The organism is Stenotrophomonas sp. Sm6012, assembly GCF_030985895.1.
GTDB classification, from domain to species: Bacteria; Pseudomonadota; Gammaproteobacteria; order Xanthomonadales; family Xanthomonadaceae; genus Stenotrophomonas; species Stenotrophomonas forensis.
In genome coordinates this window covers 1-12,308 of record NZ_JAPTFX010000140.1, presented here as the reverse complement: position 1 = coordinate 12,308, position 12,308 = coordinate 1, and the positions used below count along the sequence as shown (strand labels likewise).

Here is a 12,308-nt window from a genome sequence, read left to right as displayed (position 1 = left end):
GGGTTTCCCGATTCCACTTCGGTGGGTGCCAACCTCTCCCGCCGCGGTAGGTGCCAACCTCTCCCGCCGTGGTAGGTGCCAACCTTGGTTGGCACGCACCAGAGCGCGGCGGTTACAGCTTCGCGCGCTGCTCGCGCAGGCCAGCCAGCTGGGTGTTCCAGTCGGCCAGGCGCACGCGCTCCTGCTCGACTACGGCCGGCGGCACCTTGTCGGTGAACTTGGCCAGCTTGGTCTCGCTCTTTTCCTTTTCGACTTCGACGCGGGCGATTTCCTTGTCCAGGCGCACGCGCTCGGCATCAAGATCGACCAGGCCTTCCAGCGGCACCAGCAGCTTCAGTTCACCGACGATTGCGGCGGCGGCCGGCGGTGCGCTTTCGCCTTCGGCCAGCCACTGGATGCTGTCCAGCTTCAGCAGGAACGACAGCGAGGCACTGAAGCGTTCGATGCGCACGCGGTCCTGCTCCAGCCCGGCCTGCAGGCGCAGCGGCACCAGCTTGGACGGCGCGACATTCAGTTCACTGCGCACGCGACGCACCGCACTGATCACCGCCTTCAGCCATTCCACGTCGGCCTCGGCCTGGGCGAAATCGCCTTCGAACTCGGCCGCGGTCGGGTACGGGCGCAGCGACAGCGTGGTCTCGGCCAGGCCCAGGCGCGGGGCCAGCTGCTGCCACAGCTGTTCGGTGATGAACGGGGTCAGCGGGTGCAGCAGGCGCAGCAGCGCTTCCAGCACGTACAGCAGGGTGTGGCGGGTGCTCTCGGCGTCGGCGGCGTCGCCACCGCTCAGTGCCGGCTTGCTCAGTTCCAGGAACCAGTCGCAGAAAGCGTTCCAGGCGAACTCGTACAGGCACTGTGCCAGCAGGTCGAAGCGGTAGGCGGCGAAATGGCCCTGCGCTTCGGCAGTGGTGGCGGCCAGGCGCGCCAGGATCCAGCGTTCGGCATCGGTGCGCGGCTTGGGCACGCCGCTGAACGCCGCGCCCTCGGTGTTCATCAGGGCGAAGCGGCTGGCGTTCCACAGCTTGTTGCAGAAGTTCTTGTAGCCCTCGGCGCGGTTCATGTCGAACTTGATGTCGCGGCCGTGGGTGGCCAGCGCGGCGATGGTGAAGCGCAGCGCATCGGCACCGTGGGCGGCGATGCCGTCCGGGAATTCCTTGCGGGTGGCCTTCTCGATCTTCTCCACCATCTTCGGCTGCATCAGGCCGCCGGTACGCTTGGCGACCAGGTCGTCGATGGTGATGCCGTCGATGATGTCCAGCGGATCGAGCACGTTGCCCTTGCTCTTGGACATCTTCTGGCCCTGGCCGTCGCGGATCAGGCCGGTGAAGTAGACGTCCTTGAACGGGATCTTCCCGACCAGGTTGTCGGTGGCCATGATCATGCGCGCCACCCAGAAGAAGATGATGTCGAAGCCGGTGATCAGCACCGACGACGGCAGGTAGCGGTCGAAGCCACGCTCGGCCATGGCCTGTTCGTTCGGCCAGCCCAGGGTGGAGAACGGCCACAGCTGCGAGGAGAACCAGGTCTCCAGCACGTCGCTTTCCTGGTTCAGCACCACATCGCTGCCGAGGTTGTGCTTCGCGCGCACTTCCGCTTCGCTGCGGCCGACGTAGCAGCTGCCGGTGGCGGCATCGAACCACGCCGGGATGCGGTGGCCCCACCACAGCTGGCGGCTGATGCACCAGTCCTGGATGTTGTTCATCCAGTGGCGGTAGGTGTTGATCCAGTTCGGCGGCACGAAGGAAATGCTTCCATCCTCCACCAGCGCCAGGCCACGCTTGGCCAGGTCGTCCATCTTCACGAACCACTGGTCGGTCAGGTAGGGCTCGATCACCTGGCCGGTACGGTCGCCGCGCGGCACCTGCAGCTTGTGCGCCCTGGTCTCGACCAGGACGCCCAGGTCTTCCAGTTCGGCCAGCACGGCCTTGCGCGCGGCGTAGCGGTCCAGGCCCTGGAAGCGTTCCGGCGCATTCTCATTCAGCGCCGCCACCGGGGTGAACAGGTTGATCATCGGCAGGCTGTGGCGCACGCCGACGTCGTAATCGTTGAAGTCGTGCGCCGGGGTGACCTTGACCACGCCGGTGCCGAACGCACGGTCCACGTAGTCGTCGGCGATCACCGGCACGCGGCGGCCGGTCAGCGGCAGCACCACGCTCTTGCCGATCAGGTGCGCATAGCGCTCGTCTTCCGGGTGCACCATCACCGCGGTATCACCCAGCAGGGTTTCCGGGCGGGTGGTGGCGACCACCAGGTAATCGCGGGTCTCGCGCAGGGTTTCCACGCCGTCGGCATCGCGCTCGACGTGCTCGTAGCTCAGGCCTTCATCCAGCGTGTAGGCGATCGACCACAGGAAGCCGTCTTCCTCGGCGCTCTCCACTTCCAGGTCGGAAATGGCGGTCTTCAGCACCGGGTCCCAGTTGACCAGGCGCTGGCCACGGTAGATCAGGCCCTGCTCGTACCAGCGCACGAAGGCTTCGTTGACCGCGGCCGACGGCTGCGGGTCCATGGTGAAGGTGCTGCGCGACCAGTCGGCGGAGGTGCCGAGGCGGCGCATCTGGCGCTCGATGGTGTCGCCGGACTGCTGCTTCCACTCCCAGACCTTGCCGATGAAGCCTTCGCGGCCCAGCGAATCGCGGGTCTCGCCCTTGCCTTCCAGCGTCAGGTTGCGGCTGACCACCATTTCGGTGGCGATGCCGGCATGGTCGGTACCGACCTGCCACAGCGTGTCGTAGCCGCGCATGCGGTGGTAGCGCACCAGCGCGTCCATCAGGGTCTGCTGGAAGGCATGGCCCATGTGCAGGGTGCCGGTCACGTTCGGCGGCGGCAGCAGGATGGTGTACGGCTCGCCCGTGCCGGACGGCTTGAAGTGGCCGGCCTTCTCCCAGGCCTCGTAGAGGTCGGTCTCGAAGGACTTCGGGTCGTAGCTGGAGGCGAGTTGGGTCATGCGGGGGAACCAGGAGGCAATCGTTGAAGGATCAGGGCACGGCGGCGGCCCATCAAGGGGGCCGGCGCGTGCTTACATGTCGTGCTTGTTCAGGTCGTAACCGGCGGCCTTGTACTGGCGCCAGCGTTCGCGCAGCGGTTCGCGCGCTTCCGGGTCGGCCGGGACCACCTCCAGCACGCGCTCGCACTGGCCCAGCCAGGGATCGTCGCGCAGGTTGATCACCAGCGGGCGGGCCGGGGCCTCGGTGCCGGGCACCGCGATCAGCACCAGGGCTTCTTCCTCGTCCATGTCCTCGCCGGCGATCTGGTGCGGGATGTAGGCGTCGTCATCGAACGCCCACAGCAGCTCGTCCAGTTCCTCGGCCTGGGCCTGGTCGCGGGCCAGCACCAGGGTGAACAACCCGGCGTCGTTGGCCTTGCGCGCCAGCTCGCAGACCAGGCGCAGCGGCTCGGTCAGGAAGCGGGGCTTGGCGATCAGGTAGAAGTCGGCGCGGGGCATGGCAGGGTCCGGGTCAGGCAAGGGCCCGGCGTTGCCGGGCGAGGCCGGCGGTGGCCGGCCAGGGTCGGGTACGGCATCAGGCGCGGGCGACCTGGTCCAGCAGCCACTGGCTCAGCAGGCCGACCGGGCGGCCGGTGGCCATGCCACGCTTGCCTTCATCGCTGGCCACGCCGGCGATGTCCAGGTGTGCCCAGCGCTGGCCTTCGGTGAAGCGCGACAGGAAGCAGCCGGCGGTGATCGCACCGGCCCAGCGGCCGCCGATGTTGTAGACGTCGGCGAAGGTCGAATCCAGCATCGGCTGGTACTCGTCCCACAGCGGCAGGCGCCAGGCGCGGTCGAACACGTGTTCGCCGGCGGCCAGCAGCTCGTTGGCCAGGTCGTCGTGCTTGCTCATCAGGCCAGCGGTCTGGTGGCCCAGGGCGACCATGCAGGCACCGGTCAGGGTGGCGACGTCGACCAGCGCGGCCGGCTCGAAACGCTGCGCGTAGGTCAGCGCGTCGCACAGGATCAGGCGGCCTTCGGCGTCGGTATTGCCGACTTCGATGGTCTTGCCCGACATCGAGGTGATCACGTCGGACGGACGGTAGGCGTTGCCGTCGATGGCGTTTTCCACCGCCGGGACCACCACCACCAGGTTCAGCGGCAGCTTGGCCTTGACCGCGGCGACGAAGGTGCCGATGACGTTGGCGCCACCGCACATGTCGTACTTCATCTCCTCGATGCCGCCCTGGGTCTTCAGGTTGACGCCACCGGTATCGAAGGTGATGCCCTTGCCGACCAGCACGTAGGGCTTGGCGTCGCCGGCGCCGGTCCACTTCAGCACGACCAGGCGCGGGCGGTTGGCCGAACCACGGGCCACGGCCAGCAGCGAGCCCATGCCCAGCGCTTCCATCTGGGTCTCATCCAGGATCTCGGCCTCGGCGCCGTCGTGCTCGCCGGCAAACTTCACGCCCACTTCGGCCAGGTAGGCCGGGGTGCAGTAGTTCGGCGGCAGGTTGCCCAGTTCGCGGGCGAACTCGACACCGGCGGCGATGGCCTGGCCCTGGGCCAGGGCCTGGGCGTCGTCACCGGCAATGGCCAGCTGCGCCAGGCCGGCATCGTCGGCCTTCTTCTTGCCCAGGGTGGCGGTGTAGCGGTAAGCAGCGTGATCGGCGGCGATCACGGCCTGGCGGATCGCCCAAGCGGCGTCGCGGTCCTTCACCGCCACCTCGGACAGGGTGAACAGTGCACTGCGGGTGGCACCGGCCTTCAGCGCGCGCACGGCGTCGCCGATGGCCTTCAGGTACTGGGGCACGCCGAAACGGGCGGCCTCACCGAGGCCGACCACCAGCACGCGCGGGGCCGACACCCCCGGCAGGTCGTGCAGCAGGGTGGTGGCGCCGGTCTTTCCCGACAGGTCGCCGCGCTGGGCCAGGGCGGCCAGGCGACCGCCGCTGGCGGCGTCCAGTGCCTTTGCGGCCGGAGTCAGGGTATGGTCGGCATACGCGCCGACCACCAGGCAATCAACGGTGGCGGCGGCCGGAGCAACGTGGTTCAGGGTGAATTCGAGGGCCATTGAGCAGATTCCATTGGCAAGTCCGTACAATCGCGGACCGTTTACGCCCAGACAGTAGACTGGGCGGCACCGCGAACGAACCCCAGAGTTTAAACCACCGCCCCATGTTGAAGCTCGACCGATACCTGCTGGGCGATTTCGTCCAGAGTTTCCTCGCCACCCTGATCGTCCTGCTCGTGGTCAGCGTGGGCGGCGTCCTGGTGGACATCCTCGGCAACATCGCCGACGGACGCCTGCCAGCCAAGCTGCTGTTCTCCCAGCTGGGCCTGCAGTTCATCGCCTACCTGCCGCTGATCCTCCCGCTGGCACTGATGCTGGGCCTGCTGCTGGCCATCGCCCGCCTGTACCGCGACTCGGAAATGGCGGTGATCACCGCCATCGGCGTCGGCCCCAAGCGCCTGCTGCGGCCGCTGCTGATGCTGGTGGTGCCGGTGGTGCTGCTGGTCGGTGCCTGCTCGCTGTGGCTGGGCCCGTGGGCCGGCCGGGTAGCCGAGCAGATGATCATCGAAGCCAACCGCAGCGTGCTGATGGCCGGCCTGGAGCCGGGCCGGTTCACCCCGCTGCCCAATGGCGGCGTGGTCTACCTGTCGTCGATCTCGCCCGATGGCACCCAGCTGGGCAAGGTGTTCATGCAGCGGCAGAAGGATGACCGCATCGAGGTGGTGTCCGCCGCAGGTGGCCGGATGTTCTTTGAAGGCGCCCGCCAGCGCTTCCTCGAGCTGGACGATGGGCACCAGGTGGAAGGGCCGGCCGCAGGCGGGCTGGATTACCGCCTGGCGACCTTCGCCCGCAACGACGTTGCCCTGCCTGATGGCGCGCAGACCCGTACCGAGGATGATCCGGAACTGATGCCGACCCTGCAGCTGATCGGCGATGGGCGCCCGCAGGCGCAGGCACAGCTGCACCGGCGCCTGGCGCCACCGTTGATCGCACTGGCCTTTGCCCTGCTGACCGTACCGCTGGGCCGCAGTTCGCCGCGCCAGCAGCGCTACGGGCGGATGATGCTGGCCCTGATGGCCTACATGGTGGGGACCAACCTGATGTTCATCGGCAGTGGCTGGATCGCCACCGGCAAGATACCGCCCGCGATCGGCCTGTGGTGGTTGACCCTGCCACTGCTGGCGCTGTCGATCTGGATGTATGCACGTGATGGCCGCCTGGGCCGACCGAAGGGAGCCCGCGCATGAGGCTGCGCCCGATGCGTTTCGACCTGTACCTGGGCCGGACGGTGTTCACCACGGTGCTGCTGACCTGGGCGGTGCTGGTGGGCCTGGACGTGGTGATGGCCTTCTCCGGCGAGTTCAAGGACATCGGCAAGAACGGCTATACGCTGGGGCACGCGGCGGCCTGGGTGCTGTACACCGTGCCGCGCCGGGCCTACACGATGTTCCCCACGGCTGCGGTGATCGGCGCGCTGATGGGATTGGGCCAGCTGGCCGCGACCTCGGAACTGACCGCGTTGCGCGCGCTGGGCCTGTCGCGCAGGCGATTGAGCGTGTCGGTGGCGATCGCGCTGTCATTGCTGACCGCCGTGATGGTGTTCAGCGCCGAGACGCTGGGACCGTGGGGCCAGGACCGCGCCGATGCGCTGAAGGCGAGCGCCAAGTGGGGCCGGGACATTGCCACGACCCGTTACTCGGGCCTGTGGGCGCGCGAGGGCGATACCTTCCTCAGCGCTGCCGGCGGCGAGGAACAGCTGGTCGGCGACAAGGGAACACGGCTGATCCTGCGTGACGTGCGCCTGTACCGCATCGCCGAAGACGGACAGATCGCCTCGATCACCCATGCCGCCACTGCCGAACATGACCGCGACGGCTGGGTGATGACCGGCGTCCGCCGCGATACGTTCGGCGAGCGCTCGGCCACGCGCCAGGAAGTGGCACGCGAGCCGTGGAATTCCCGCCTGGATGCCGGCGCGCTGGCCGCGGGTATCGCCAAGCCGCGCAACCTGAGGATCGCCGAGTTGCGGGCCAGTATCGAATACCGCGAGCGCAACGGCCTGGACGCCCGCGATTTCGAGGATATCTACTGGAGCCGCTGGTTCTACCCGCTGAACGTGCTGGCGCTGTGCCTGGCCGCGGTGCCGTTCGCGTTCGGTTCGCTGCGCAGCGGCGGCATGGGCAAGCGCCTGTTCCTGGGCATCCTGTTCGCGCTGGGGTTCTGGCTGCTGCAGCTGTTCTTCGGCCGCATGGCCGGCGCGCTGAAGTTCGACTACCGCATTGCCTATGCGCTGCCGCCGATCGTGATGCTGGCGGTGTCCGGTTTGCTGTTCCGGCGCAAGTCGGGCTGAGTGCTGCAGCGCCGGGCGCGGCCCGGCGGTTTTCCGCGGTCCGCGCGTGGCGCGAGTCGAGCATGGCTCGACGCTACAGAACGCGGGTCAGCGTCAGCGCTTGGGCATCCGCACCAGGCGGGTGCCGCTGGCGCGGTCGTGCCAGGTCAGGCGCTGGCGGTCGACCCAGACCCACCAGAAGCCCAGCCCGCCCAGCAGCAGTGACAGCGTGCCCACCGCGAAGCGCAGCCACAGCTGCGCGCGCCGCAGCGGCGTGCCATCGCTCGATTCGAGCTTCAACCGCCATGGCCGCATGCCCAGCGTCTGGCCGCCGCGGCGCCAGCTGGCCGTTGCATACCCACCTGTAACACCCCAGCACACCGCCCACAGCAGCCACTGCCAGGCACTGAACGGAGCGATGTTCTCGCGCTGCGCGTGGCCGCTGAGGGTGTAGGCCAGGGTGAACAGCGTGCCGGCCAGCATCCACAGTGCCAGCACCGGCAGTGCGTCGTAGACCATGGCCAGCATGCGCCAGACCAGCAGGGCACGCGGGCGCGGCATTCCAGTAGCGGCCGCAGGGGCCGTGTCGGTGGCAGGGCGGGACATGCGCCGAGCATACGCAATGCTGGCCGCATCCGCTGGCGCCCTCGTATCCTTTACCCATGGCTCTTGTTTCCACTCCTGCCGAACGCCGCCAGCTGGTCCAGCAGCTGCCCGAACTGCGCGCGGACGACAGTGTGCGCATCCAGCGCTTCCTCGATGCGATCTGGGCCGAGAATGGCCTGGCCGGCGCCACCCTCGACAGCTACCGGCGCGATCTGGAAGGGCTGGCGCGCTGGATGGATGGGCGTGACGGTGGCCTGGCCGGCATCGAGCGTCCCGGGCTGTTCGACTACCTGGCCTGGCGCACCCGCCATGGCTGGTCGCCGCGCAGCAATGCGCGCCTGCTGTCGGCGCTGCGGGCGTTCTTCGCCGATGGCGTGCGTCGTGGCGAACGTAGTGAAGACCCCAGCGCGTTGCTGGACCCCCCGAAGCTGCCACGCTTGTTGCCCAAGGCGCTGGCCGAAAGCCAGATCGATGCATTGCTGGCGGCGCCGGACATCGACAGCCCGCTGGGCCTGCGCGATCGCGCCATGCTTGAACTGATGTATGCCGCCGGCCTGCGCGTGAGCGAACTGGTGTTGCTGCCCGCCACCGCGGTCAACCTGCGCCAGGGCGTGATACGGGTCACCGGCAAGGGCAGCAAGGAACGGCTGGTGCCGCTGGGTGAGGAATCCCAGCATTGGCTGGAGCGCTACCTGCAGCAGTCGCGGCCACAGCTGGTCGGCAAGGGCAGGGTGCAGGCCCTGGCGGATGGGCAAACGCCATTGTTCGTCGAGCCGACGTTGCATGCGCTGACCCGCCAGGCCTTCTGGCACCTGGTCAAGCGTCACGCGCAGGTGGCCGGCATCGACCCGGCGCGGATCAGCCCGCACGGCCTGCGCCACAGCTTCGCCACCCATCTGCTCAATCGCGGCGCCGACCTGCGCGCGCTGCAGATGCTGCTGGGCCACAGTTCGCTGTCGACCACCCAGATCTACACCCTGGTGGCCCGCGAACACCTGCAGAAGCTGCACGCCCGCCATCACCCGCGCGGCTGAGCAGGGGCCTGAATCCCGTCCCTGGGGCGTGCGCGGCATCGCGGCCCGCTGCGGGCGGCTGTGTCAGAATCCGGGGTCTTCTTCTGCCGCGGACCGCTCCATGCTTCGATTTGCCATCGCCGCCGTGCTCGGTGCGCTCAGCCTGACCGCCTGCGCACAGCCGGCCCCGCCGGCCGCCAAGGCGCCTGCACCCGCCGCTGCTGCGGCCAAGGCCAGCCCGGCCAGCAACGCGTCGGCCGACCAGGCCGTGCGTGCGGCGTTGACCGCGCTCAATCCCGGCTTCCAGGTGGACTACATCGGCGCCGCGCCGTTCCCCGGTTTCCGCGAGGTCGTCGTTTCCGGCCAGCTGCTGTACGTGTCCGATGATGGCCGCTACCTGTTCCAGTCGCAGCCCTACGACACCCGTGCCAAGGGCCCGGCCAACAGTGAAGGCCTGCTGGGCTACCGTCGCGACCTGCTGGCCAAGGCCAACCACGGTGACCGCATCGTGTTCGCCGCGCCGAACGCCAAGTACACCATCAGCGTGTTCACCGATATCGAATGCGGCTACTGCCGCAAGCTGCACCAGGACATTGCCGAACTGAACCGCAACGGCATCAGCGTCGAGTACCTGGCGTTCCCGCGCATGGGCCTGGGCAGCAAGGACTACACCGACATGATCTCGGTCTGGTGTGCGGCCGACCGTCGCCAGGCGCTGACCAATGCCAAGCGCGGCGGCAGCGTGCCAGCCAAGAACTGCACCAACCCGGTGGCCATGCAGTACGCCCTGGGCCAGCAGCTGGGCGTGAACGGTACGCCGGCCATCTTCGCGCCGGATGGTACCCAGCTGGGCGGCTACCTGCCGCCGGCGCAGCTGCGCGCAGCGCTGGAAAAGCTGTCGGCCAAGCGCTGACGCGGAACTGTAGCGTCGAGCCATGCTCGACTGCGGTTCCACATGTGACAGCCGTGCATGGCCCGGCGCTACAGATCAGAGGCCGGGGGCGCACAATGCACCCCCGGCTTTTTTCTTACTTCAGGCCATCACTGACCGCCTTGGTCAGCGTGCCCTGTGCATCGTCACCACTGAACTCCCAGACGAACGCGCCGCCCAGGCCCTGGGTCTTCACGTAACCCATCTTGCGGGTGATGTTGGCCGGGGTGTCGAAGCTCCACAGCGTGCTGCCGTTGTAGATCCAGGTGGCACCGGCGGTGCTGTCGGTGTAGCCCGGCCATGCCAGGTTCTTCAGCACCTTCCAGTCTTCGATGCCGGCTTCATACGTGCCCGGCGCAGCGCCGGTTGCGGTCTGGTACAGGCCGTTGTTGGCGTTGGCCACGCCGGTCCAGCCACGCCCGTAGTAGCCGATGCCCAGGTTGAGCTTGGCGGCCGGCACGCCACGGCTGATGAACGCCTCGATGGCATCGTTGCTGTTGTACAGCTTCTGGTCGCCGGTGGACGGATCATTCGGCGAATCGAACAGCGCCGACTGGTGATTGGTCTTCGCATCCCACGCACCGTGGAAGTCGTAGGTCATCACGTTGATGTAGTCCAGGTACGGATGGTACGCGGCCGGATCGGTGACGCGGATCTTGTCGATGCCCGCACCCACCGCCACCGTCAGCAACAGGCCCGGACGCACTGCATCGAGCTGGCGGCGGAACTCGGCCATCAGCGCGGTGAAGTTGGCGTTGTCCTCCGGCTTGCCGCATTCGATGCCGCAGGCCACCGGGTATTCCCAGTCGATGTCGATGCCGTCGAACACGCCCAGTGCGGCACCGGCGCCACCGGCACCGTCGGTCACCGGCAGATTGCCCTTGATGTAGGCGTCGATGCACGAGGCGACGAAGGCCTGGCGGTTTTCCGGGCGGGCCGCGCTGGAGAAGCCACGCGACCAGGTCCAGCCACCCAGCGAGATCAGCACCTTCATGCCCGGGTACTTGGCCTTGAGCTGCTTGAGCTGGTTCCAGTTGCCGCGCAGCGGCTGGTCCCAGGTATCGGCGCTGCCGCTGACACTCTCGGCGGCACTGAATGCCTTGGTGTAATCGGCAAAGGCATCGCCACCGGCACCGCTGTTCGGATCCGACGGCTGGGTGATGCCCACTTCGCAGCGGTTGTTGCGCACGTTGCCGAATGCGTAGTTGATGTGGGTCAGGCGCGCGGCCGAACCACTGCTGTCGATGTTCTTGACCCGGTAGTTGCGTCCATAGATGCCCCACTGGGTGAAGTAACCGATGACCCGCTTGCCGGTGGTGCCGCCGTCGCCGGCCAGCGTGGTGGCGCTGATCTCGGTACCCTGTGCCGACGCATTGCCGGCGTTGTCGCGGGCGCGCACGCGGTAGCGGTAGGTGGTCGATGCGGTCAGCCCGCCGTCGACATAGCTGGCACTGGACGGCGAACCGACCAGGCTGCCGTTGCGGTACACGTCATAACCGGCCACGCCGCTGCCACCGGTGTTGTCGGTGGACGGGCTCCAGCTGAGCGCGATGCTGCTGGCGGTACGCGTACCCACGGCCAGCCCGCCCGGCACGCTCGGCGCGGTGGTATCGCCACCGGCGGCGTTGACGGTGATGGTGATGGTCGGCGTGCTGGTGGTGGCGTTGTTGTTGTCGGTGGCCACCGCACGCAGCGTGTGGCTGCCGGCGCTGGCATTGGCCCAGCTGGCTGCATACGGCGCGTTGGTGGCGATGCCCAGCGAGCTGCCGTCGCGGAAGAACTCGACCTTGGCGACGCTGCCGTCCGGATCGCTGGCGTTGGCGGTCACGTTCACCGTGCTGCCGGCGCTGAAGGTGGCACCGTTGGCCGGCGAGGTCAGGCTGACCACCGGCGGCTGGTTGCTGCCACTGCCATCGCAGGCACCCAGGTTGGTGTAGTAGGGCGCACCGGCCGGATGGTCCGGCGGCGCGTTCCAGATGTCCTGGTTCGCCCGATAGAGGACGCCTCCTTTCTGCAGGGTATCGCCGGCCCGGTAGATCTTGGCCTGGTCCCACTGGGCCACCCCGGCACAGCTGGCGGCCTGCGCCAGGCCGGGCAGGGCGACGCTGCCGGCGGCCAGGGCAAGCAGCCAGGCCAGGCGGCGGGGACGACAGCTACGGGTCGAACGTTCGGCACTGCGCACAATCGGGTCGTACATGGGTAAGTCTCCGATCAAAGGGCGCGCGGGCCCCGATGGCGCCGCGCGTGACGCAGGTCCGGGCGTCGCCCGGGAAGGCGACGGAGGGGGCGGACGGAGGTACCTGGGAGGCCGGGGAGAGAGTCCGGCACCAGGTAGGGACAACGTTGTCATCAATCGTGTGGTCAATCCGTGAGCAAGCGCATGGTTCGGGGATTTGGGTGGAGAGCGGCGCTGCGCGCGGTCGGCGGCCATCGGCGGAGCCCCCTCGTGGCTGCGGTGGGTCGCGTAGAGCGGGTTTCTGGGGGTTGGCCGGGTG

At 68.2% G+C, this 12,308-nt stretch carries 9 protein-coding genes; 4 read left to right on the top strand and 5 right to left on the bottom strand.

Annotated features, from left to right (window positions below):
• Window positions 1-112: 112 nt before the first annotated feature.
• The 3 genes from O0J73_RS18490 to O0J73_RS18480 all read right to left on the bottom strand — a co-directional run bounded on the left by O0J73_RS18490 (window position 113) and on the right by O0J73_RS18480 (window position 4,994).
• Window positions 113-2,941: a valine--tRNA ligase gene (locus O0J73_RS18490; protein ID WP_308309329.1), complete on the bottom strand. Its 2,829-nt coding sequence runs from the start codon at window positions 2,939-2,941 to the stop codon at window positions 113-115.
• A 72-nt stretch (window positions 2,942-3,013) separates the two neighbouring features.
• On the bottom strand, window positions 3,014-3,439 hold the full coding sequence (locus tag O0J73_RS18485; RefSeq protein WP_004154132.1) for a DNA polymerase III subunit chi: 426 nt from the start codon (window positions 3,437-3,439) through the stop codon (window positions 3,014-3,016).
• A 76-nt stretch (window positions 3,440-3,515) separates the two neighbouring features.
• Window positions 3,516-4,994: a leucyl aminopeptidase gene (locus O0J73_RS18480; protein ID WP_197564954.1), complete on the bottom strand. Its 1,479-nt coding sequence runs from the start codon at window positions 4,992-4,994 to the stop codon at window positions 3,516-3,518.
• Window positions 4,995-5,098: 104 nt separating this feature from the next.
• On the opposite strand from O0J73_RS18480, the gene lptF reads away from it, so the two are divergent.
• Together lptF and lptG are read left to right on the top strand one after the other, a co-directional pair.
• Window positions 5,099-6,181 carry an LPS export ABC transporter permease LptF gene (gene lptF / locus O0J73_RS18475; RefSeq protein ID WP_004154135.1) on the top strand — a complete coding sequence of 361 codons (1,083 nt, stop codon included), beginning with the start codon at window positions 5,099-5,101 and terminating at the stop codon, window positions 6,179-6,181.
• Window positions 6,178-7,284, top strand: coding sequence for an LPS export ABC transporter permease LptG (gene lptG, locus O0J73_RS18470; protein ID WP_004154136.1), 1,107 nt, complete (start codon window positions 6,178-6,180; stop codon window positions 7,282-7,284). Before lptF ends, lptG begins: the two co-directional genes overlap by 4 nt.
• 93 nt (window positions 7,285-7,377) lie before the next feature.
• On the opposite strand, the gene O0J73_RS18465 is transcribed toward lptG, so the two are convergent.
• On the bottom strand, window positions 7,378-7,869 hold the full coding sequence (locus tag O0J73_RS18465) for an RDD family protein (RefSeq protein ID WP_308309327.1): 492 nt from the start codon (window positions 7,867-7,869) through the stop codon (window positions 7,378-7,380).
• Window positions 7,870-7,925: 56 nt separating this feature from the next.
• Here O0J73_RS18465 and xerD point away from each other — a divergent pair, with 56 nt between their 5' ends.
• Together xerD and O0J73_RS18455 are read left to right on the top strand one after the other, a co-directional pair.
• Window positions 7,926-8,903, top strand: a complete 978-nt coding sequence (gene xerD, locus O0J73_RS18460) for a site-specific tyrosine recombinase XerD (protein WP_308309326.1) — start codon at window positions 7,926-7,928, stop codon at window positions 8,901-8,903.
• A gap of 100 nt (window positions 8,904-9,003) precedes the next feature.
• Window positions 9,004-9,795, top strand: a complete 792-nt coding sequence (locus O0J73_RS18455) for a DsbC family protein (RefSeq protein ID WP_004154141.1) — start codon at window positions 9,004-9,006, stop codon at window positions 9,793-9,795.
• A 115-nt stretch (window positions 9,796-9,910) separates the two neighbouring features.
• On the opposite strand, the gene O0J73_RS18450 is transcribed toward O0J73_RS18455, so the two are convergent.
• The gene (locus O0J73_RS18450) at window positions 9,911-12,010 is read right to left on the bottom strand and encodes a glycosyl hydrolase family 18 protein (RefSeq protein ID WP_197564957.1); all 2,100 of its coding nucleotides are present in this window, start codon (window positions 12,008-12,010) and stop codon (window positions 9,911-9,913) included.
• Between the last annotated feature and the right edge of the window lie 298 nt (window positions 12,011-12,308).